The organism is Kribbella sp. NPDC051137, from assembly GCF_040682535.1.
GTDB lineage: Bacteria > Actinomycetota > Actinomycetes > Propionibacteriales > Kribbellaceae > Kribbella > Kribbella karoonensis.
Genome location: NZ_JBFBBI010000004.1, coordinates 146309 through 166210, shown reverse-complemented (window position 1 = coordinate 166210; position 19902 = coordinate 146309). Strand labels below are relative to the sequence as shown.

The window sequence follows — 19902 nt, the reverse complement described above, 5'->3', positions numbered from 1 at the left end:
ATCGGCATGTCGACCTGGGGACCCCTCCGACCCCAGGTCGCACCTAGGATCAAACAGTTGATGTGCACCGCTGCCAGAGAGCCAAAGGTCCCGACCGCCACGGACTGTAGACCCGTTCCGCGCCAGGCGTCGGCTTTGACTACTCTCAGCTACGACTCTCGCCGACACGAGCTACCGCAGCTACTGGCTCTTGATGAATCTGCCGGGATCGCCGGCGGCGCTGGCTGCGGACGAGAGCCAGGCTTCGAGGCCTTCCGGGTCGCGGCGGCCCAGTTCGTCGAGGCAGTGCTGGCGCTCCATGACGATGCGGAGGCGCTGCCGGTCGGTCTTCGCCTGCCGCAGGGCTTCGTAGCTGTCGCGCCACTGCCGGCACAGGTCCGCAGTACTGCCTGTAGGAGCGTCGACACGTCGAGGCGCCGCACTCCACCCGAGCCGTTCGCCGTACCACTGCACCGCCCGCGGTGAGCCGGCAGTCAGCAGTACGACCATCCACACCACGCTCAAGCCGAGAACGCCGGCGAGGCCGATCGCCAACGTGGCCACCGCACAGGACGAGGTCACAGCCGTGACGACCTGCCGTCTCGTCCAGCGACGGCTGATGACGCCGTTGCCGTCACCGCTGCTGTACATGCTCGCAGCCGTCGTACCGGCCACGAGAGCGACCAGCACCGCCAGCAGGAGAATCTCACCGGACAGCAAGAGCAGAGCGGCAACAGCGGCCAAGGCGGCGAACGCACCGCAGAACACGCGCCAAACAGCTCGGTAGACCGCCAGTCGCGCGCCTACCGCCCCCACACCATCGACTGCGCCCATGCCGTGCCTCCGTGATCCGGGCCGTTCCCCTCAGTCCACGGTCGGCCACGGCCTCCGCCCTTGCCAGGGCCGGAAGACCCGGCGACCGAGGTCCGGACGTCACTTCAGCTGGACGGGCATCGTGGTGAGAGGGCACTCGACCCAGGTCGTGCCCGGCGTGAGCAGGAGGGGCTTCCCGTCCGTGGTGCTGAACTTGAACGGGTCGTTCGCGCCGGCCTTGCTCCACTTCCCTGTGATCACCTTGTCGCCGGTGAGGAGCTTCAGGGTCCCGGAGGCGTTGAAGACGTCGATGACCGTCATCGACGGCTTCGCTCTCGGGAAGCTGGTGTCGCGGTTCATGGTCAGCACCATGACGTTGTCGGCGGTCGCCTGTACGACGCGCGGCGCCCACTGCTCCGTGCGGGCCCAGCGATGGGACGTCTGCTGGTAGGTCCAGGTCGCCGTCGAGGTGTCGCCGTACCCGATCGTCACCGCGGACGCGGGCCGGCCACTGAGCTGCGCGGTCGACCTGGCGAGGCCGGACGCGTAGCCGAAGTACGGCGCAGGCGCTGCCTTGCGATGACTCAGGGCCAGCAACTTCTGGGGCCTGGCGAAGACGTGGTTCGGCGCGCGCCGCGTGGAGTCGATGTGATAGGTACCCGCCGGCACGGTCAACGTGCCGAGGTCGTCCAGGTCGGCGACGCGGTGGATGTAGTCCAGGACCCACTGCTCGGCCATCGCGTCGGCAAGGATGCCCTTCGTCGGGCCGATCAGCCCCGCGTCCATCAGGCGGAGCGATCGCACCGGCCCGGCCTCGGCCGGCAGCTTCGACTGGAAGATCGCGGCCAGCCGCGTGGTGCCGGTGGTGATCGGCTCGACGAACACGATGTCGGCGTCCGCGACCCCACGCTGCGGATGCGCATCCGGCGTGTTCGAGATCTTCACCGCGATCGCCGGCCGGTCGAGTGGGCCGGCGGCGGGCAGACCCGTGAGCGGCGCACGACCGGCCATGTTCACCGGCCCCTCGGTCGTCGGCGCCGGTGTCGGCGTCGCGGCCGGAGCACCGGGCTCGGCGCCGCGTCGCGAGGCCACGATTCCGACGACGGCGCCCACCAGGGCGACCAGAACGACCACGACGGCGACAATCCGTCCACGACGACTCGAAAGGTTCATACCCCGAGCGTGTCGGCCCACGGCCGATCGTGGCACGGCCCAAGGTCCCGTCGGTCTGGTCCGACCGACCCGGGATCGGGACTTTCGGCCCTGGGACCGCACGCCCGGGCGCAGCACGATGGCCGGAAGGAGGTAGTGAGATGACCACCACTGCCGGTACGCCCGGGATGCTTCGGCCCTTCCCGGAGTTCGCCAACTGTCCGACTCACCACTGTGTGACCGGATCGCTCAGGCACATCTACAACTTCCACGGGTACCGCATCAGTGAGGAACTCCTGTTCGGCTTGGGTTCGGGACTCGGGTTCGCGTACTTCCACCTCAAGGACACCGATCCCTTCTTCGGTGGACGGGCGAACAAGGACGGCCTGGAGAAGACAGCCGGCCGCCGTACGGGGGTCGCCGTCACCTCCCATGCCACCTCCAGCGCCCGCGTCGCACAGCACGAGCTCCGGCAACTCCTGGTCGCCGGCGAGCCTGTGCTCGTCTACCTCGACATGGGATTCCTGCCGTACTTCGATCTTCCGCCTGACTACCACTTCGGCGGCCATGTGGTCGTCGTGGCCGGCTACGAACCGCAGACGGGGCAGGTCCTGGTCGCGGACCGGGACGAGCAGCTGCATCCGGTCGACTGGGACGTCCTCGAACGCGCCCGCGGATCGACGTACCGGCCGTTCCCGCCCCGGCACACCTGGTACACGTTCGACTTCAGCCATGCCCGCGACCCCGAGCCTGACGACGTCCGCGCCGCGATCGCCGACGTCTGCGACGGCATGCTGCACCCGCCGATCGCGAACCTCGGCGTCCGCGGGATCCGCAAGGCGGCGCACGAGACGCTGCGGTGGCCGCAGGTGCTCGACGCCGGCGCGCTCCGCCGTACGTGCTTCACCACCTCGCTGATGATCGACGCCCGTGGCGGCACCGGCGGTGGCATCTTCCGCTACCTGTACGCACGGTTCCTGGACGAGGCCGCGATCATCACCGGCGACGTGCACCTCGCCGAACTCGGCTACGAGCTGACCGCGATCGGCGACCTCTGGGAGGACGTGGCCGCCACCTTCGCCGCGGCCGCCGAGCTCGACGACCCCGCCGAGCTCCTGGCGCCGGCCACCACCCCGATGTACGACATCGCCGACCGCGAAGAGCTCGTCTGGCAGCGTCTGAAGGCACTGGTGTGAGCGCGATCGTCGTCGCGGGGCTGACGAAGACGTTCGGTCCGGTCCGCGCCGTCCACAACCTCAGCTTCACCGTCGAACCCGGCACGATCAGCGGGTTCCTCGGCCCTAACGGCGCGGGCAAGACGACAACCCTGCGCTGCCTGCTCGGCCTGGTCACGCCGACCACCGGCACCGCGACGATCGGCGGCGTGCGGTACGCCGATCTGCCGCATCCCTCGTCCACGGTCGGCGCGGTACTGGAGTCGTCCAGCTTCCACCCGGCCCGTTCGGCCAGGAACCACCTGCGGGTCCTGTGCACGGTGAACGGCTATCCGGCGGCCCGCGCCGACGAAGTACTCGCCCTGGTCGGACTCACGCCGGTCGCGAACCGCGCCGTACGAGGTTTCTCCACCGGGATGCGGCAACGGCTCGGACTGGCCGCGGCGCTCCTCGGCGACCCTGGAGTCCTGGTCCTGGACGAGCCGGCGAACGGCCTCGATCCCGAGGGCATCGCCTGGTTGCGTGCGTTCCTCCGCCGGCTCGCCTCCGAGGGCCGCACGATCCTGATCTCCAGCCACGTTCTCAGCGAGGTCGAGCAGACCGTCGACGACATCGTCGTCATCGACAAGGGAACGCTGGTCCGGCAAGGCAGCCTGGCCGAGCTCGCTCGCCAGCAGGGCAGCACTGTCGTGGTTCGTGCTCCCGACCTGGACCGGCTCGCCACTGCGCTCGGCGAGCTCGGACCCGACCTGCAGCGAAGAGACGGCGCACTGATCGTCAAAGGGCTGCAGCCGGCGCAGATCGGTCATCTTGCCTTCCGCGAAGGGATCGAGCTGCACGAGCTCGCGGCCGAGCGCAGCGACCTCGAAGACATCTTCTTCGCACTCACCGGAGAGCACGATGACCAGATTGCTCAGAGCTGAATTCACCAAGCTGTTCACGACGAGACTCTGGCTGTGGCTGCTGCTCGGCGCGCTCGGGATGACGATCCTGATCGTTGGGCTCACCATCGGCCTGTCCGGCTCCCCCGGAAACCCGAACCCACCGCTGACCTCGCCGGAGGGACAACGCAACCTGTTCGCGACCGCCACGGCGTCGTCGCCGCTGGCCGTCGTCCTCGGCATCGTCGCGATGACCGGCGAGTACCGCTACGAGACCGTGACGCCGACCTTCCTGGCCACCCCACGACGCAGCCGGGTGGTGGTGGCGAAGCTGATCGCCTACGCCATCGCCGGCCTCGGCTTCGGCGCCGTCAACGTCCTCGCCGCGACGGCGTTGGCCCTTCCGTGGTTGTCCGCCAAGCACATCGACGTCTCGCTCACGGCCAACGGGATACCGCGCACGCTGATCGGTGTCGTCCTGGGGCTCGCGATCTACACCGTTGTCGGAGTCGGCGTCGGTGCGCTGCTCCGTAACCAGGTCGGCGCGATCGTCGGTGCGCTGGTCTACCTGTTCGTGGTCGAGGGGCTGGTGTCCGCACTGCCCTACATCCGGGACTACTACAAGTACCTGCCCGGTGGGGCCTTCAACGGACTGGTCAACAACTACCAGACGAACGTCCACTACCTCGCCGGCTGGGCGGCCGGCCTGCTGCTGGTCGGGTACGGCGCCGCATTCGCCGTACTCGGAACAGCGCTGGCCGTCCGCCGCGACGTCACCTGACCCGCTCGACGGTATGACGTGACGCCGTCATGGCGGCGGGGTTGCGGGCCGGGGCCTCACTCACAAGATTCGTGGGTTACCGAGTAGGGGCTGTCTGCTCGGCCTATCCGACATGTGTGGGAGGGCCCGGCGTTTGTCGAGCGTACGAGTGGGGCTGGATGTGCACGCCCGGTCGGTCGTCGCGTTGTCGGTCCCGACCGTGGAACAAGAGACCGCCAGGGATCTGGTCCGGGCCCGAGAAGACGCCCGCGGTGACCTCATGCGGGCCCGGCACAGGCTGTCGAAACTCCTGCTGCGGCGGGGATCGTCTACTCCGGCGGGCAGGCGTGGACCGGAGCGCATGACGCGTGGCCGCGTCGGATCGGGCGGCAGCGGTTCGACTCACCTGTGTTGCGGACAACGTTCGAGTCCGACTACTACGCCGTACTGGCAGTCCAGGCCCGCCGCGACCGGCTCGACACCGCCATCATCCAGATCGCGGCCGACTCGTCAATCACGCCGCTCGTGCGGCGGCTGGGATGTCTACGCGGGATCGGCACCCTGACCGGGTTCGCCCTCGCGGTCGAGATCGGCGACTGGCACCGGTTCACCGGCAACACCATCGGCGCGTTCGTCGGCCTGGTGCCCTCGGAGCAACCGGACACTATCCGGCGACGCTTGACCCTAGACGCACGCCCAGCTCCTGCCGAACGCCCGTCCTGCGGTAACCAACCCGCGCATATCGGTCTGACCGCGCGTCGCCAACGACACGCTCACCACCAGACGTCGACAAGCCAGAGGCGCCCGTCCACCACGGACGGGCGCCTCACCCTGCCCATTGACAGGAACCCGCTACATATCAGTCGTCCTTGTCGGTCGCGATCGCCTGTTTGGGTACGCCGACGCGGAGCGCCGCGGCCCCGGTGTCTGTCGGCAGCTGGATCGTTCCGCGGCCGACCCAGTCGGTGATGTTGCCCAGCATGAGGGTCACCACCTGCTGGGAGGCCGCCGCCGGCGTCGGGATGTTCCAGTTCGCCGGGCATCGGCGTACCAGGAAGCAGCCGTAGGCGAACGACGAACCGTTGAACACGCGGGCTCCCGAGGGTGCGGTGAACGCGGTCGCGTGCACCGGGGACGCTCGTCCGCTGGTCCGGCAGGTACCGGTGCCGCCGGCAACGATATCCAGCCCCGGCTGCCGGTACAGCCCCGGCCAGACGTAGTCGATCTCCCCCGCCAGGAACCCTGGTACGGCGGTACCGGCCGGGATCCCGCGGAACAGCCAACTGCTCCCGGTGCTCAGCGTGTTGCCCAGGTCGGCGCAGGCGTACTCCGCGCCCAGCAGCGGCTGCGATGCATAGCCGTCACCCAAGTAGCGCCAGATCGTCGAGTCGTACCCAGCCGTGTAGCGGTCGATGTCCCAGTACCGGCGAGTGCTGTCCGTGAACGTGATCCGCCGGTACGCCGCGTTGGCGCCGAGGTTGGCGACGTTGACGCCCTTCGTGATCGCCTGGCTGAGCGCGGCCCGCATCGGCAGCGAGTAGTACTCGTCATGACCGGGCAGGTAGATCGTCCCGGCCCGCTCGGGCAACTGCCCACCGAACTGGTCCAGGTCGTTGTCGGTCCAGTACGTCACGTCCAGCCCCTTGGACTCCGCCCAGAACACGAGTCCCTGCTCCAGCGGCAGGAACTGGCCGGAGCCCTGGCCCTCGCCGTACGGACGGTCGAACGTCAGCCGGCCGGACCCGGTGTCCACGCCGCTGTAGAAGCTCACACCACCCCAGCTGTTGTAGGCCTCCCACGTCGTGTTGGCCTGCTGGATGAGCAGAGCGTGCTTGGTCCCGGTGTCGTCCCGGACGGTCAGCGGCGCGTACGACGCGTACGTGCCGTCGCTGACCTTGACGAGATACGTACCGGGGATCCAGTCCTTGGTCACCGGGATGTTCAACGTCGTCGACCAGCTGGCCGCCGACGTCATCCGCAGCGGGTGACCGTCAGCCGTACCGCCGGTGGTCGGAGCAGGCTGCACCACGGTCGGCACGCCGTCCTGGCGCCAGATCTCACGTGCACCGAGACCCTGGTAGTAGCCCATCCGGTACGCGACGACACTGACCGGCTTGCCGGACGTCACCTTGAGGCCGACGGTGTCGCCGCAGGTCGCCGACACCTTCGTCAGGTACGCCGACAGCGGGCCGTCCATCGTGCTCGGGATGACCCACTGGCCGGTTCCGGGCTTCGCGTTCTCGGCCACCGTCGACGGCCAGGCGGACGGGCAGCCCGTGCGGATCGGGGCGAACGCCGCGACCGGTACCGGCGGCATCGGCGCGGGCGGCGCGATCAGCGCCAAGGTCCCGGTGCCGGACATCAGGAGCGGACTCGCCGACATCGCGAGGCTCAGAATGCCGCCGTACCTCGACAACAGCACTCCGTAGATCGGGATCGACAGCCGGGCACCGGCACGGACGCTCAACGGAGCGCGTGGTTGCCAGATCGCGTAACCGTTCGACGTCGACAACGTCCCGTTGACGCTCGTCACCCGTCCGGTGGCTCCCGCGGGCAGTTGCATCCGCACCGAGGTCAGAACGCCCGTACTCGTGACCGTGCCGGCGTAATACAGCACGGTCTGTTGTCCCGGGATCGGGTTGGAGGCCGTGATCCGCACGTTCGCGGAGACCGGGCGGCTGAGGACCGCCGTACCGTACGACAGGAGCGCTCCGGTCGTGCCGGTCGCCTTGAAGCCCACGGACCACGGCCCGCCGCTCGGTAGTCCTACGCCGTAGAACGGGATCGCGAAGCGGAATCCCACCCCGACGGTGACGACCTTGGCCGGCGCCCAGCGCAGGACCCCCGGCGAAACGGTGCGGACCGTACCGTTCACGGACGTGATCCGTCCGGTCGAGCCCGGCGGAATCGACACCAGGATGTCGCGCAGTCTCCCGGCGCGGGTCGCCGTAGCGCGATAGGTCACGGTCGCGGTACTGCCGGTGGCGACTGCCACCGCCGTGACGTTCGCGGCGACCGCGCTCGCCGGTGTGACGGCAAGACTCCCCGAGACCAGCAGGACTGCCACAGCCAGGCCGGAGACCCGGCGCCGGGCAGCATTGGTGATGATATTCATGGTTGTTTCCCCCCAGACAGCACGATCACTCACCGAGACGGGCCGGGACAGGGACCAACGGCCTGCCGGGATGGCCCGAGAGTCCCTAGCTCGACGGGCGCGGTGTGCGGGGATGATGCAGAGTGGGCGAACAAACACCGAAGCCGCGAGTGCACGTCGACGCCGCGTGGTGGCGGCTGGTGGAAACGGCCCGCTGATGTTCCACTGCGGGCGCGGGATCGCGGACATCACCGGCGAGCCGGCCGACACCGGCATGCTCGGCTACGGCAAGTCCTCGCAACGCAGCGACGGCATCCACCTGCGGCTGCGATCCCGTGCGTTCGTCATCGCCTCCGGCGATCGCCGGATCCTGCTCGTGGTGAACGACCTTCCGATGGTCTTCGACAGCGTCCGCCGTGCACTGCTCGAGCGACTGGAACTCCTGTACCCGGGGCTCTACACCGAGCAGAACACCATGGTCACCGCGACGCACACGCACTGCGCGCCCGGCGGCTACTCGCACCACCGCCTGTACCACTCGAACACCGGCGGCTTCCGCCCGAAGACGTTCGGTGTGATCGTCGACGGGATGACCGAGGCCGTCGTCCGGGCGCACGACGACCTCGCCCCCACCGTACTGACGCTGAACCACGGAGAACTGCGCGACGCGAGCGCGAACCGGTCAAAAGTTGCCTTCGACAACGACCCGGTCGTCGACCGGGAGCGGTTCCCGGAAGCGATCGATCCGCAGACCACCCTGCTCCGGATCGACCGTGACGGCACGCCGGTCGCGGCGATCAACTGGTTCCCGGTCCACAACACCAGCATGACCAACGCCAACACCCTGATCAGCGGTGACAACAAGGGGTACGCCGCGTACCACTGGGAGCGCCTCGTCGCCGGTGCCGACTACCGCGACCGCCGCCCGGGCGACTTCATCGCCGCCTTCGCCCAGACCAACGCGGGCGACCTCACGCCGAACCTCGACCTGCGGCCCGGCCACGGCCCGACCGGCGACGACGTCGAGAACACCCGGATCATCGGCCTGCGCCAGTACGAGGCCGCGGCGCGCCTGATGACCCGGCCGGGCACGGTACTCACCGGCGACGTCGACTACCGGCTGACCCATGTCGACCTGAGCGCCGCCGTCGTTCGGCCCGAGTTCACCGGTGACGGCCGCGAGCACCGCACCGGTCCCCCGGTCGGCGGCGCCTCCGCGCTGGCCGGCAGCGAGGAGGACGGTCCGGCTTTCCGTGGGTTCCACGAGGGCCGGAATCCCTTCTGGGACAGGGTTTCCCAGCTCGTCTACAGGCGGCTGCCGGCCCTGCGCGACGTACAGTCGCCGAAGGCACTCGTGGTCGGAGGTCTCCGCGGACACTACGTGGCGCGCAGCGCTCCCGTGCAGCTCCTCCGCATCGGTCACCTGTACCTGCTCGGCATCCCGGCCGAGGTCACGATCGTCGCGGGGCTCCGGCTGCGCCGTACGATCGCCTCGATCGTGGACGCGGATCTCGCGGACGTCCTCGTCGCCGGGTACAGCAACGGCTACCTGCACTACGTCACGACACCGGAGGAGTACGACACGCAGCAGTACGAGGGCGGCAGCACCTTGTTCGGCCGCTGGACCCTGCCCGCGCTGCAACAGACCGCGAGCGAGCTCGCCACCGCCCTCCGGGACGGGAAGCCGATCCGGTACGGCGACCCGGAGCCGGAGGTCGCCCCGGTGCGGATCGCCCGGCCGCGGATCCCGCGCGACAAGCCACCGGACGGACACGCGTTCGGCGACGTGCTGCTCGAACCACGGCGCAGGTACCGGCCGGGCGACACGGTGACCGCGATCTTCGTGGCGGCGTACCCGAACAACGATCTGCGCCGCAACGGCAGCTACCTGGAGGTCGAGCGGCGGCTCCCGGACGGCTGGCAGACCGTCGCCGACGACGGCGACTGGTCCACGACGTTCCGCTGGCGCCGGACGCGGTCCGGGCAGGTCGCGGTCGTCACCTGGACGGTGCCCGGCGATGCCGCCGGCGAGTACCGGATCCGCTGTCACGGGAAGGCTCACCAGCAGGTCCTTCGGCCCTACTCGGGCTCCTCGCGGGTGTTCACCATCGAGGGCAGAGGAGGACCCCATGCGCACCAGACATGACGCCCGGCTGGTCACCGACCTGCCGGACGAGCGGGCCATCATGCCGTTCATCATGCGCCGTCGCAGCGAGTCGGCGGTGTACTTCGAGCAGCTCGTCGACATCGCCGCCGCCCAGGACTGGGTCGAACGCTGGAACGCCGCCGGCGGACCGCGGTTGAGCCTGTTCGTGCTGGTGCTCCACGAGTTCGCCGGCCTGCTGCACGCGCGGCCCCGGATGAACAGGTTCGTCTCCGGCCGCCGGCTGTACGAGCGGGACGGCGTCTACCTGTCCTTCGGCGCGATGAAGGAGTTCTCCGACAACGCGCCGCTGGAGATGATCAAGCGGCGCTTCGAGCCGGACGAGTCACTCGCCGCGGTGATCCGCAGCCTCGGCACCGCGGTGCACGAAGCACGCGCAGGCGGCATCGCGGACCTCGACAACGAAGTCAAGCACTTCCTGAATCTGCCGACGCCGGTGCTCGACGTCGCGGTCTCCCTGTTCCACTGGCTCGACGCGCGCGGCGTGCTGCCGTCCGGACTGACCCGCTCGGATCCGATGTACTCGTCGGCCGTGGTGTCGAACCTCGGCAGCCTGAAGACCGACGCGGCCTTCCATCACCTGTACGAGCACGGCAACTGCCCGCTGTTCCTGGTCGTCGGCAGGGTCCGGCCGACGCCGGTGGTCCACGACGGCCGGATCGAGGCGCGCCGGCTCCTTCCCCTGCGCTGGACGTTCGACGAGCGGATCGAGGACGGCCTGTACGCCGCTCGCTCCGCGGAACTGCTCCGCGACCGGCTGGAGGATCCGATCCGGTACCTGGGCCTTCCGGAGGACGCCGTACGGGAGGAGTCATGACGATCGAGCAGGTCGACGACCTCGGCGCGATGTACCTGGCGGCGGAGAACGACCACGTACGCACGCACACGGCGGCGCTGATGACGATCGATCCGGCCGGCCGCACGCTGACGATCCGTCGACTCCGCGAACTCGTGCGCGAGCGGCTCGACCTGGTGCCGGTCTTCCGGCGGCGGCTGGCCGCGGTTCCGTTCGGGCTGGACCGGCCGTACTGGGTCGAGACCGACGTCGACCTGGAATTCCACGTCCGGGAGATCGCGCTGCCCGCTCCGGGCGACGACGAAGTGCTCCGCCGGCAGGTGGCACGAATCTTCGCGCGCCCGCTGGATCGCTCGCGCCCGCTCTGGGAGATGTATCTGATCCAGGGCCTCCGCGGCGGTCGCGCCGCCGTACTGACCAAGATCCACCACGCAGCCGCCGACGCCGAGTCGGCCCTGCAGATCGTCGCCGCGCTCACGAACACCACGGCGCATCCACGCCGTCGCCGCACGTCCTCCACAGCGGACGAGCCGGTGCGGCCGCCGGGCACCGCTGCGATGCTGCTGCGCGGGCTGGGGGCCGCCGTACGGCAACCGGTCCGGGCGGTGGCCGGGCTGCCCGCGGCGTTGTCCGGCGTGGACGAGCTACCGGTGTTCGGCACGCTGCCCGGAGTCCGGCTGATCGGCGCGACCACCGCACTCCTGACGCGCCGCCGTCGGCACACGCCGATGGCACGGTCGCCGCGGACGTCGTTCAATCGGCAGATCTCCCCGCATCGCCGGATCGGCATCGCCGACGTGCCGCTCGAGGACGTCAAGCTCGTGAAGCAGCACTTCGCGGTCAGCGTCAACGACGTCGTGATGGCACTCGCCGCCGGCGCGCTCCGCCGCTGGCTGCTCGAGCACGCGGAGCTCCCTGAGCGAGCCCTCACCGCGATCGTGCCCGTCTCCCTCCGCGACCCAGGCTCGACGTACGACGGAAACCGGCTCACGGCGATCGTCGTACCGATCCCGACCGACGTCGAGGATCCCGCCGCCCGCCTCGGTGCCGCCCACCGCGCGATGCTGTCCGCCCTGCGTGACCTCGGCACGACCGCACCGGACGCGCTGACCGACACGATCCGGATGGTGCCGCCGCCGTTCCTCGTCCGGACCGTCCAATACCTGACCCGCCTGAACAGCTGGGCACCGCTGACGCCCGCGATGAACGTCAACATCTCGAACGTCCGTGGACCGCAGCAACAGCTCTACCTGGCTGGTGCGAAGGTCGAGTCGATCGTCCCGCTGGCCGGCATCACCGACGGCCTCGGCCTGAACCTCACCGTGCTGAGCTACCACGGCCGACTCTCGATCGGCATCGTCACCGACCGACACCAAGTGCCCGACGTCCAGCGCATCGCCGACTGGATGGGCGACGAACTCGCGGCACTGATCAGGTTCGCCAGCTCTTCAGCGTCGCCGTGAGCAGCCGCTGGACGTGCCGGTCGGTGCCCATCCCGTTGTGGGTGCTGCCGACCTCGATGTGCTCCGCGGCCGGGTCCAGGCACGCATGCCAGTCCACGACGGCGTCCTGACGCGAGTACATGGACACGAACGGCAGATCCGCCGGCCACGGCGATCCGAGCAGCGCGCTCGTCCGCTCCGCGCAGCCGCCGGTCAGGCAGTCGGGCGTCAGCAGCCACGGCCAGCCGCAGACGTTCAGCCTGGCCATCAGCTGCACCTGCTTCAGCAGGGCTTGAGTCGTCGGGAGCTGATGCAGCAACGGTGACGCCAGCGTGACCACACCGGCCAGCAGCTCCGGCCGCCGGACCGCCACCATCCTGCAGAGCGTGCCGCCGCGGCTCTGCCCGACCAGCGCCACTGGCCGGCCGGCCTCCTCCACGACCTCCTCGAGACGTCGCTCGAGCAGCTCCACGAGCATCTCCGTACACCCGGAGTTCAGCGCCATACCGCTGGTGAACGTCGCGTGCCCGGCCCGCCGCAGGTGCCGCGCGAGCGGGATCATCGACCAGTCACCGGTGAGAAAGCCCGGCACCGTTAGCACCGGCACGTGCCCGGACCGCGCATCCACCGCCGGAACCCGCGGACCGACGGCCTGGACATAGCCCAGCCAACCGAGCGCCTCGCGCCGCCGAAGTGCGGCCGGCGGGGTGAACGGTTCCCAGAGACCGGCAGCGACCATAGAACTCACACTCCTTCTCGAAGTGTAGATCTCACGGTCCCCAAAAACAGTGACCACCGGCCCTGGCCACGCAGCAGGAGCCCCTCGATCCTGACCTCATGCAAGACTCATCGGACCCATGGCGCCCGCTCTACCGAGCCGGAGCGGTGGCGGCGGCCTGCGCGGTCGTGCTGTACGTAACAGCCCTGGTCATCTTCGCCACCACAACCGCACCGCCGGACTCCGGCGGTGCGGCGATCCTCGAGTACGTCGGCGCACACCGGACCGGGTACATCGTCCGGCAGCTGCTCTGGCTGACGCCGAGCCTCTTCCTCATGGTGGTCTTCCTCGCCCTGACGGTGGCGCTCCGGCTGCACGGCAGGAGCTTCGCGGCCGTAGCAGGGCTGATCGCCGTGGTGTCGTGGGCCGTGTCGTTCGCCTGGCCGACAACCGGCGACGGTTCGCTCGCCATGGTCGTCCTGAGTGACCGGTACGCGGCGGCCGGCACGCCCGCCGACAGAGCGCCGTACGTCGCCGGCGCCGAGTTGCTGTCGGCGCTCAACGACGTACCGGCCGTGATCGGCGTACTGCAGACCCTGGGCATCTTCCTGGTCGCGATCCTGATGCTCCGCGGCGTCTTCGCGAAGCCGCTCGCCTGGACCGGTGTGGCCACCGGCGCGATCGGCGTGATCTCGGAGATCCTCCGGCCCGTCCTCGGCTGGGCCTACGCGCTGTACGGCGTACTGCTCTTCGTCTGGCTCGCCTGGACCGCCCTCGCACTCTGGCGTCTCAGCCCGTCGGCCGGACGACCCCTCCGTCGGCGCAGCTGACCTACGCTGCGCCGACGTGGTGCGGCACGTTCGGTGTGAGCTGGTTGACGAACCACGGGAACGCCTGGCCGAAGGCAGGCGCCGCGAACTGCCAGACGTGGCTGCCGGGTGACACGACGAGCCGCGTACCGATACCCACACGCGCCGCGGCACGGGACAGCTCGCCGGCCTCGCGGATGTGGATCGTCTCGGTGTTGCTGACCAGGAACAGGCCTGACACGGCGGTGTACGGCCCGTGCGTCCGCATCACCGTCATCGGGTCGTGCAGAGCACGGTCCTTGGTCGACCCGCCGTACAGGTCTGCCAGCGTCCGTTGCGGATTGCCGCTGTTCGGCGCCAGGTCACCGGAGATGTCCACGAAGTGCCGGAACACGTCCGGATGCTCGACGACCAGGCCGAACGCACAGGTACCGCCCATCGAGAACCCGGCGACACCCCAGCGGTTCGGGTCGGCGGACGCGCCGAAGGTCGTCACGACGTACCGCGGAACGTCGCGGACGAGGTGGTCCTCCGCCCGGCCACGCGGACCGTTCACGCACTCGGTGTCGTTCGAGAACCCGCCGGTCGCGTCGACGAACACCAGAATCGGCGCGTACCCGCCATGTGCCGCGGCGTACGAGTTCGCGATCTGTACCGCGTTTCCGAGCCGGACCCAGTCCGCCGGACCACCGCGCTCCCCGCCGACGAGCTCTACGATCGGCACCGTCCGCCGGTACGCCGGGCCCCGGAACCACGTCGGCGGCAGGTACACGTACTCCTCGCGATGCTTGAACCCCGAGTACGTCGGCGGAATCGTGACTCCGACCAGCTTGCCCTCCGCGAGGACATGCCCGTCGGTCGGCGGATGCGCGCGGACACTGCCGATCGAGGTCACGCCCGGCAGCGGCGCATGTGTCCAGTCGTTCCAGACCGCGCCGACCGTCGGGTAGTAGCCGACGAACTGGTTCACCTGGTTCGCGCACACGAACGCGGCGAGGACGACGGCAAGGACAGCGCCACCCCGCCGCCACCACGTCGCCGAGCGCCACCCCACGACCAGCACGAGAACGGCACCGATCGCGGCGCCCAGCCAGATCCACACGGCCGCCGGCAACGGATCCGTGATCCCGAGCAGGGTCGCGCTCTCGCGCTCCAGAACCAGCGTCACCACCACCGCGAGCACACCGGCGAGCGGCAGCCACCGCAACCGCCACTGCCGGTCACGCCAGCCGATCGCGAGCAACAGAGCCACTCCCGCGAGGACCTCCGCCCCAACCGGCAGCCAGCCGCCCAACAGCGAAACCCCTAGCATCAGCGATCCTCCCTCGGCACTTCCACGAGCACCCGAGCACACGCTGCGCCGCCCTGGCGCACGGCTCTAGGGCCGAACGGCCCTGCCGGTCCGGAACTCAGGCACCAACGCTGAGGGTGTCCACACCTTCGAAGGGACCTGAAAGGACCATCGCGGCCGCCCGCCCTGCGGTGGACGCGTTCGACGGTCCGTGTTGCTCCGCCCAGGAGCCGAACGGCCCACCGTGGGCGGGACGTTGGTCACTGCTCTCCGGAGCGCCACCGGCACACGCTGGGACCGAGCGCTTCCCACCCGCGAGGAGGTCCGCGATGACCATCACGACTCCACTGCCACTGCCACTGCACGCCGGCAACGAAATGCGGCGCCTCGCGCGCTTCCACCGCGACGTCCGCTGGACGGGCACCGTCCAGCCCGGCGGCATGGGTCCCGGCAGCTCCGCAATGACAGCCGTCGGCGAAGGCCGGCACTACGCCATCCAGGACGGTCTGTGGATCGTCGGTGACTACCAGCAGGACCAGTACTTCCCCGACGGCACGTTCGCTCTGCACTGGCAACTGCACTGGGTCGCCGGCTGGGATCCCCAGGTCGGCATGTACCGCGCGTCGGCGGCCGACAACTACGGCCACCTCGAACTGCTCTCCGGCCGCATCGAAGGCAAGCTCCTCACGTTCCGGAGCATCGGCAACCCGCCCGTCCGCATCCAGCTCTCCTGGAACATCGTCGACGACGACACCATGACCTGGCGCAACGAAGTCTCCGTGAACGGCGCCCCCTTCGAACTCGTCGAACGCTACGTCTGCACAACAATCCGCTGACCTCGGGCGGGATCCGGATCACGGCCGTTCGCAGAAGCTGATGCGCATCAGCCGACTGTCGGCCCAGTCTTCGAGTCGAGTTGGCCGGATGGTGCCGGGGTCGTGGGGCTGATTGAGATCGGCCACGATCTCCGCCAGCACGGCCTGACGTTCAGCTGGGTCGGTCACAGGAGTGGCCCGTGCAGGCAGATCTGCACGGATCCCGTTCTTGAGGTGGAAGGTGAAGTCGGGATTGGCCAGAAGGTTCGCATGCCAGTCGGTCGCGGCACCGCCGGCGCCGCTGCACAGGTACGTGGCGCCCGCGGCTCGGTAGAAGAAGATCTCGATGCGGCGTGCTCGGCCGGTACGGCGCCCCAGCGTCGTGATGTCGATGATCCGTTCACTGGTGCCCGCGGCGGGAGTGATCTCGATGGCTCGTCGGATGTGGTGGGGCAGGTGGGACAACGACGGATCTCGTGCGGAGTCGTCGGACCCGGTCGTGTCCGGAGTGCTCATACGGTCTCGGCCTGCAGAGCGGGGCCGAGGAGGAGTCCACCGTCGATGACGTACTCCGAACCCGTGATGAACAAGGCATCCGACGACGTGAGGAACAGGACAAGGCGGGTGACGTCGGTCGGCTCCCCGAGCCGAGGGATGGCGAACGGCTCGGGCGAGTAGAAGTCTCCGATCGCGGCGTCTGCGCCGGCTGCCGGCTCGTGGATGAAAGGGGTCGCGATCACGCCGGGGTGGATGGTGTTCACCCGGATGTGGTCGCGGCCGAGCTCGAGTGCTGCCGTTCGGGTCAGGCCTCGCACGGCCCACTTGCTGGCGACGTACGGCGCGTAGTGAGCCGTGCCGCCCAGCCCCATGGTCGAGGCGACGTTGACGATGGCTCCCCCTGTCGCGCGGCGCAGTGCGGGGGCTGCGACCTTGATGCCGAGGAAGGTCCCTGTGAGGTTGACGTCGAGGATGCGCGACCACGTGGCCTGATCCGTGTCTTCGATTGTCGCAGGCGGATTCTGCACGCCCGCGTTGTTGACGAGCACGTTCAGGGCGCCGAAGGCGCTCTCGGCAGCCAGCACAGCGGCGGACCACGAGCTCTCGTCGGTAACGTCAAGGCGGGCGAAGCGAGCGCGGGTCCCGAGCTCGTCGGCGAGAGCCGCGCCGCGTTCCGCATCGATGTCGCCGATCACCACGTTCGCTCCCTCCGCGTGAAAGGCGCGCACGTGGCTCGAGCCCTGGCCGCCGGTCCCACCGGTCACGAGCACGGTCTGGTTGGCGAAGCGAGGCATCGGATCTTCCTTCGGTAGGTGGGTGAATGACCGGGATCACCAGTGATGAACGGCGGCCAGTAGTGAGCCGAGCGACTCACCATCACCTCGACAGTAGGTCGGTGGCAGTGGTGAGTCAAGCCACTCACCTCGTATGCTCGACCCATGAGCAGGGTCGTGACGACGTATCACCAGCGAGTCGCCCAGGAGAAGCGCGCGCAGATCGTGACGGCCGCGACCGCACTGTTTCTCGAGTTGGGCTACGACCGGACGTCGCTGGCGCGGATCGCAGAGTGCTCGGGCGTTTCGCGGGCCACTTTGTTCAAGCAGTTTCCGAGCAAAGCCGCGCTGTTCGACGCCATCGTGACCGAGTCCTGGTCGACCGCCGACGAGGAGGATCCTCCGCCGGCAGGCAACGTCGTTGCCGGGCTCAGCATCATCGGTCGCCGTTACGCCGAGCTGCTGGGCCGTGCCCAGATGACCGACCTCTTCAGGATCGTCATCGCCGAGCTGCCGCGGTTCCCTGAGCTGGCCCATGCGCAGTTCTCGCACGGGAAGATGCCCTACTTCGAGTCCGTACGCAGCTACCTCCTGGCCGAACACGAGGCGGGAACGGTGCGGATCGAGGACGTGGACCTCGCAGCCACCCAGTTCCTGGGCATGATCTCCAACTACGTCTTCTGGCCGACGCTCCTGGTGCCAGGCTGGGAGGTGAGCGCCGAACGCGTCGCTCAGGTAGTTGACGAGGCCGTCCGCACCGTCGCCGCCCGGTACGCCGCGACCGGACGGTGACCGCCGTTCGCGGGTAGGTGAGCGGGCAGGACGGGACTTTCGGCCCTTCGGTGGAGGTGTACCGGGATGGACTCTGGGCACATGTTGTTCTCGATCTGGCCGTCGGCCGCCGCGCCGCGCGATCCGTGGTTCCGGCGGCGTCCGGGAGTGGCGCTGGCGGTCGCGGGCGTGCTGTTCGGGGCGATCCTGGTGCTCCGGATGCTCGTCGGCGGCGCGACGGACGCGTACTCGATGCTGTACGCCCTGCCGGTTGCCCTGGTCGCGATCACGCTCGGGATGCGGTCGGGTCTCGCCGCGGGTCTGCTCGCGGTCGGCCTCATCGCGGTCTGGGTCGTCGTACGCGACGTACCGCTGTCCCCGATGGGATGGGCATCCAGGGTCGTACCGATGCTGCTGCTCGGTGCGTTGCTCGGTGACGCGTCGGACCGGTTGCGCCGCGCCGACGCCGAGCGGCGCGAGCTGGAGGCTGCCGCGCTGTTGCAGCGCGAGGCGATCGAGATCAACGACTCACTGTTGCAGGGCATGGTCGCTGCGAAATGGTCGCTGGAGGCAACCAACCTGGCCGCCGGCCTCAAGATCCTCGACGACACGATCGGTGAGGCCCAGACCCTGGTCTCCAGCCTGGTCCGCCGAGCCGGGCACGGGACCCGGGTCGCACCGCACGGAACCCACCCCGGCGAAGACGGCTGAGCGGCCCGCTCCGAAGGAACGAAGGTCCCACCGCACAGAGGTTGAACGGCCCTGTTTCCGGCACTCGACGCTCCATATGGTCGAAGGGTAAGACCGAATGACAAGGAGCTGGGACGATGAGACTAGGGCAGAAGGAGTTCCTGACCCGTGCGGGTCAAGAGACCGAAGACATCATCGGATGGCCTGTGCGGGCCTGCTGCTGCTCGGCCGCACCGGCGGTCAAGGTCCTGCTGCAGAACCCGCAGCACAGTGGCCACCTCGTCGACCTGTATTTGTGCGGGCACCACTACCGCCAGTCGTTCGGTGCACTGGTGCAGACCGGCGCCACCACGGTCACCAGGCAGCGCTGAGGGGTTTTCCGGTGCTGCGCCGTTCGTGCACGACGGCGATCGGGACCGTCGCATGGTGCAGTACGCCGCGGGCAACCGAGCCGATCATCAGCCTGGGCATCCGGTGATGACGGCCGCCGACCACGATCAGCTGCGCATCGGTCGACTCCGCCGCGTCGAGCAGCGCGACAACCGGATAGGACTGCCGCAGCTCCTGCCGCAGCTCGACGTCCGGGTGCTTGCGATGCCACTGCTCGGCGACTGTGTCCAGCCACTCCCGGGACGCCCGCTCCCATTGGTCACGAATTCCGCTCGCCGACGGCGGATCCCACGTGTACGGCGCAGGCACGTCCCACGCGTGCACCAACCACAGCGGGACATCGTGCACGGCCGCCATCTCGAACGCGAACTCCAGCGCCGCTTCGTTCTGGTCGTGCCGGTCCACTCCCACGACGATCGGGGCGGTCGCGTGTTTCGCCCGCTGCCACCTCTTCGGTACGACGACCACCGGTCCCTCGGCGTGGACGGCGACCGACTCGGACGTCGATCCGATCACCAACCGGGAGAAGCCACCGGTACCGCGCCGCCCGACGACTGTCAGGTCCGCGGACGCACTCCGTTCGGCAAGCCGGTGATCCGCCGCTCCGACCATCACGTCGGCCTCCAGATCGAGCGCCGAGTGCAGGCCGGCGAGATACTGCTCGAGCTCGTCGACCATTCGGCGGTCAGGCCGCGGTATCGGCGCCGGCCTGATCACCTGACCGTCCACCTTGACCGGTGCGATGTCCTCGAGCCGCGGTGACTCGTCCACGACGTGCACCGCGCGCAGCGGCAGCCTGCGCAGTTCGGCCTCGTGCAAGGCCCAGTCCAACGCTCCGGACCGCCGCCAAGCGGCGTCCACACCGACAACAATCTTGTCCGGCATCACGAT

At 69.1% G+C, this 19902-nt stretch carries 19 protein-coding genes; 11 read left to right on the top strand and 8 right to left on the bottom strand.

The features are described from left to right. Nucleotides 1-180: 180 nt before the first annotated feature. Together AB0M51_RS21915 and AB0M51_RS21910 are read right to left on the bottom strand one after the other, a co-directional pair. Complete coding sequence (locus AB0M51_RS21915; protein ID WP_363750065.1) at nt 181-813, bottom strand: hypothetical protein; 633 nt, start codon at nt 811-813, stop codon at nt 181-183. 99 nt (nt 814-912) lie between these two features. Further along, complete coding sequence (locus AB0M51_RS21910; protein ID WP_363750063.1) at nt 913-1965, bottom strand: DUF3048 domain-containing protein; 1053 nt, start codon at nt 1963-1965, stop codon at nt 913-915. A 140-nt stretch (nt 1966-2105) separates the two neighbouring features. Here AB0M51_RS21910 and AB0M51_RS21905 point away from each other — a divergent pair, with 140 nt between their 5' ends. The 3 genes from AB0M51_RS21905 to AB0M51_RS21895 are packed head-to-tail and all read left to right on the top strand — an operon-like array spanning nt 2106 to nt 4781. Next, nucleotides 2106-3140 carry a BtrH N-terminal domain-containing protein gene (locus tag AB0M51_RS21905; protein ID WP_363750061.1) on the top strand — a complete coding sequence of 345 codons (1035 nt, stop codon included), beginning with the start codon at nt 2106-2108 and terminating at the stop codon, nt 3138-3140. After that, the gene (locus AB0M51_RS21900; RefSeq protein WP_344196023.1) at nt 3137-4042 is read left to right on the top strand and encodes an ABC transporter ATP-binding protein; all 906 of its coding nucleotides are present in this window, start codon (nt 3137-3139) and stop codon (nt 4040-4042) included. Before AB0M51_RS21905 ends, AB0M51_RS21900 begins: the two co-directional genes overlap by 4 nt. Beyond that, nucleotides 4020-4781 carry an ABC transporter permease gene (locus AB0M51_RS21895; RefSeq protein WP_363750059.1) on the top strand — a complete coding sequence of 254 codons (762 nt, stop codon included), beginning with the start codon at nt 4020-4022 and terminating at the stop codon, nt 4779-4781. The genes AB0M51_RS21900 and AB0M51_RS21895 overlap by 23 nt, the downstream gene beginning before the upstream one ends. 838 nt (nt 4782-5619) lie before the next feature. On the opposite strand, the gene AB0M51_RS21890 is transcribed toward AB0M51_RS21895, so the two are convergent. After that, complete coding sequence (locus AB0M51_RS21890; protein ID WP_363750057.1) at nt 5620-7875, bottom strand: N,N-dimethylformamidase beta subunit family domain-containing protein; 2256 nt, start codon at nt 7873-7875, stop codon at nt 5620-5622. A gap of 169 nt (nt 7876-8044) precedes the next feature. Here AB0M51_RS21890 and AB0M51_RS21885 point away from each other — a divergent pair, with 169 nt between their 5' ends. Genes AB0M51_RS21885 through AB0M51_RS21875 form a run of 3 tightly spaced genes read left to right on the top strand, consistent with a single transcriptional unit; the run spans nt 8045 to nt 12277 of the window. Beyond that, nucleotides 8045-10000 (top strand): neutral/alkaline non-lysosomal ceramidase N-terminal domain-containing protein, encoded by a 1956-nt coding sequence (locus tag AB0M51_RS21885; RefSeq protein WP_363750055.1) that lies wholly within the window; start codon nt 8045-8047, stop codon nt 9998-10000. Continuing rightward, nucleotides 9984-10835 carry a 2-oxo acid dehydrogenase subunit E2 gene (locus AB0M51_RS21880; RefSeq protein ID WP_363750053.1) on the top strand — a complete coding sequence of 284 codons (852 nt, stop codon included), beginning with the start codon at nt 9984-9986 and terminating at the stop codon, nt 10833-10835. The genes AB0M51_RS21885 and AB0M51_RS21880 overlap by 17 nt, the downstream gene beginning before the upstream one ends. Beyond that, complete coding sequence (locus tag AB0M51_RS21875; RefSeq protein ID WP_363750051.1) at nt 10832-12277, top strand: wax ester/triacylglycerol synthase family O-acyltransferase; 1446 nt, start codon at nt 10832-10834, stop codon at nt 12275-12277. The genes AB0M51_RS21880 and AB0M51_RS21875 overlap by 4 nt, the downstream gene beginning before the upstream one ends. On the opposite strand, the gene AB0M51_RS21870 is transcribed toward AB0M51_RS21875, so the two are convergent. After that, on the bottom strand, nt 12246-12995 hold the full coding sequence (locus AB0M51_RS21870) for a hypothetical protein (RefSeq protein WP_363750049.1): 750 nt from the start codon (nt 12993-12995) through the stop codon (nt 12246-12248). The genes AB0M51_RS21875 and AB0M51_RS21870 overlap by 32 nt on opposite strands. 98 nt (nt 12996-13093) lie before the next feature. Here AB0M51_RS21870 and AB0M51_RS21865 point away from each other — a divergent pair, with 98 nt between their 5' ends. Further along, the gene (locus tag AB0M51_RS21865; RefSeq protein WP_363750047.1) at nt 13094-13804 is read left to right on the top strand and encodes a hypothetical protein; all 711 of its coding nucleotides are present in this window, start codon (nt 13094-13096) and stop codon (nt 13802-13804) included. A 1-nt stretch (nt 13805) separates the two neighbouring features. Here the strand turns inward: AB0M51_RS21865 and AB0M51_RS21860 are convergent, their stop codons facing one another. Further along, the gene (locus AB0M51_RS21860) at nt 13806-15095 is read right to left on the bottom strand and encodes an alpha/beta hydrolase-fold protein (protein WP_363750045.1); all 1290 of its coding nucleotides are present in this window, start codon (nt 15093-15095) and stop codon (nt 13806-13808) included. A gap of 308 nt (nt 15096-15403) precedes the next feature. On the opposite strand from AB0M51_RS21860, the gene AB0M51_RS21855 reads away from it, so the two are divergent. Continuing rightward, nucleotides 15404-15910, top strand: coding sequence for a hypothetical protein (locus tag AB0M51_RS21855; RefSeq protein ID WP_363750043.1), 507 nt, complete (start codon nt 15404-15406; stop codon nt 15908-15910). Nucleotides 15911-15928: 18 nt separating this feature from the next. On the opposite strand, the gene AB0M51_RS21850 is transcribed toward AB0M51_RS21855, so the two are convergent. Both AB0M51_RS21850 and AB0M51_RS21845 read right to left on the bottom strand, forming a co-directional pair. Continuing rightward, nucleotides 15929-16405, bottom strand: coding sequence for a nitroreductase/quinone reductase family protein (locus tag AB0M51_RS21850; RefSeq protein ID WP_344196043.1), 477 nt, complete (start codon nt 16403-16405; stop codon nt 15929-15931). After that, nucleotides 16402-17181, bottom strand: coding sequence for a glucose 1-dehydrogenase (locus AB0M51_RS21845; protein WP_363750041.1), 780 nt, complete (start codon nt 17179-17181; stop codon nt 16402-16404). The genes AB0M51_RS21850 and AB0M51_RS21845 overlap by 4 nt, the downstream gene beginning before the upstream one ends. Before the next feature lie 144 nt (nt 17182-17325). On the opposite strand from AB0M51_RS21845, the gene AB0M51_RS21840 reads away from it, so the two are divergent. The 3 genes from AB0M51_RS21840 to AB0M51_RS21830 all read left to right on the top strand — a co-directional run bounded on the left by AB0M51_RS21840 (nt 17326) and on the right by AB0M51_RS21830 (nt 18992). Further along, a complete protein-coding gene (locus tag AB0M51_RS21840; protein ID WP_344196047.1) occupies nt 17326-17952 on the top strand; it encodes a TetR/AcrR family transcriptional regulator in 627 nt (208 codons plus the stop codon). Between the two features lie 66 nt (nt 17953-18018). After that, nucleotides 18019-18642 carry a hypothetical protein gene (locus AB0M51_RS21835; protein ID WP_363750039.1) on the top strand — a complete coding sequence of 208 codons (624 nt, stop codon included), beginning with the start codon at nt 18019-18021 and terminating at the stop codon, nt 18640-18642. A 116-nt stretch (nt 18643-18758) separates the two neighbouring features. Further along, nucleotides 18759-18992 (top strand): hypothetical protein, encoded by a 234-nt coding sequence (locus tag AB0M51_RS21830; protein WP_363750037.1) that lies wholly within the window; start codon nt 18759-18761, stop codon nt 18990-18992. Here AB0M51_RS21830 and AB0M51_RS21825 read toward each other — a convergent pair. Next, a complete protein-coding gene (locus AB0M51_RS21825) occupies nt 18976-19896 on the bottom strand; it encodes a universal stress protein (protein ID WP_363750035.1) in 921 nt (306 codons plus the stop codon). The two genes, AB0M51_RS21830 and AB0M51_RS21825, sit on opposite strands and share 17 nt — an antisense overlap. Nucleotides 19897-19902: the final 6 nt, after the last annotated feature.

What these genes read in the sequence shown, in the direction of transcription:
- AB0M51_RS21915 (WP_363750065.1), bottom strand. Translation starts at nt 813, where the DNA reads ATGGGCGCAGTCGATGGTGTGGGGGCGGTAGGCGCGCGACTGGCGGTC.
- AB0M51_RS21910 (WP_363750063.1), bottom strand. Translation starts at nt 1,965, where the DNA reads ATGAACCTTTCGAGTCGTCGTGGACGGATTGTCGCCGTCGTGGTCGTT.
- AB0M51_RS21905 (WP_363750061.1), top strand. Translation starts at nt 2,106, where the DNA reads ATGACCACCACTGCCGGTACGCCCGGGATGCTTCGGCCCTTCCCGGAG.
- AB0M51_RS21895 (WP_363750059.1), top strand. Translation starts at nt 4,020, where the DNA reads ATGACCAGATTGCTCAGAGCTGAATTCACCAAGCTGTTCACGACGAGA.
- AB0M51_RS21890 (WP_363750057.1), bottom strand. Translation starts at nt 7,875, where the DNA reads ATGAATATCATCACCAATGCTGCCCGGCGCCGGGTCTCCGGCCTGGCT.
- AB0M51_RS21880 (WP_363750053.1), top strand. Translation starts at nt 9,984, where the DNA reads ATGCGCACCAGACATGACGCCCGGCTGGTCACCGACCTGCCGGACGAG.
- AB0M51_RS21875 (WP_363750051.1), top strand. Translation starts at nt 10,832, where the DNA reads ATGACGATCGAGCAGGTCGACGACCTCGGCGCGATGTACCTGGCGGCG.
- AB0M51_RS21870 (WP_363750049.1), bottom strand. Translation starts at nt 12,995, where the DNA reads ATGGTCGCTGCCGGTCTCTGGGAACCGTTCACCCCGCCGGCCGCACTT.
- AB0M51_RS21865 (WP_363750047.1), top strand. Translation starts at nt 13,094, where the DNA reads ATGCAAGACTCATCGGACCCATGGCGCCCGCTCTACCGAGCCGGAGCG.
- AB0M51_RS21860 (WP_363750045.1), bottom strand. Translation starts at nt 15,095, where the DNA reads ATGCTAGGGGTTTCGCTGTTGGGCGGCTGGCTGCCGGTTGGGGCGGAG.
- AB0M51_RS21855 (WP_363750043.1), top strand. Translation starts at nt 15,404, where the DNA reads ATGACCATCACGACTCCACTGCCACTGCCACTGCACGCCGGCAACGAA.
- AB0M51_RS21850 (WP_344196043.1), bottom strand. Translation starts at nt 16,405, where the DNA reads ATGAGCACTCCGGACACGACCGGGTCCGACGACTCCGCACGAGATCCG.
- AB0M51_RS21845 (WP_363750041.1), bottom strand. Translation starts at nt 17,181, where the DNA reads ATGCCTCGCTTCGCCAACCAGACCGTGCTCGTGACCGGTGGGACCGGC.
- AB0M51_RS21840 (WP_344196047.1), top strand. Translation starts at nt 17,326, where the DNA reads ATGAGCAGGGTCGTGACGACGTATCACCAGCGAGTCGCCCAGGAGAAG.
- AB0M51_RS21835 (WP_363750039.1), top strand. Translation starts at nt 18,019, where the DNA reads ATGGACTCTGGGCACATGTTGTTCTCGATCTGGCCGTCGGCCGCCGCG.
- AB0M51_RS21830 (WP_363750037.1), top strand. Translation starts at nt 18,759, where the DNA reads ATGAGACTAGGGCAGAAGGAGTTCCTGACCCGTGCGGGTCAAGAGACC.
- AB0M51_RS21825 (WP_363750035.1), bottom strand. Translation starts at nt 19,896, where the DNA reads ATGCCGGACAAGATTGTTGTCGGTGTGGACGCCGCTTGGCGGCGGTCC.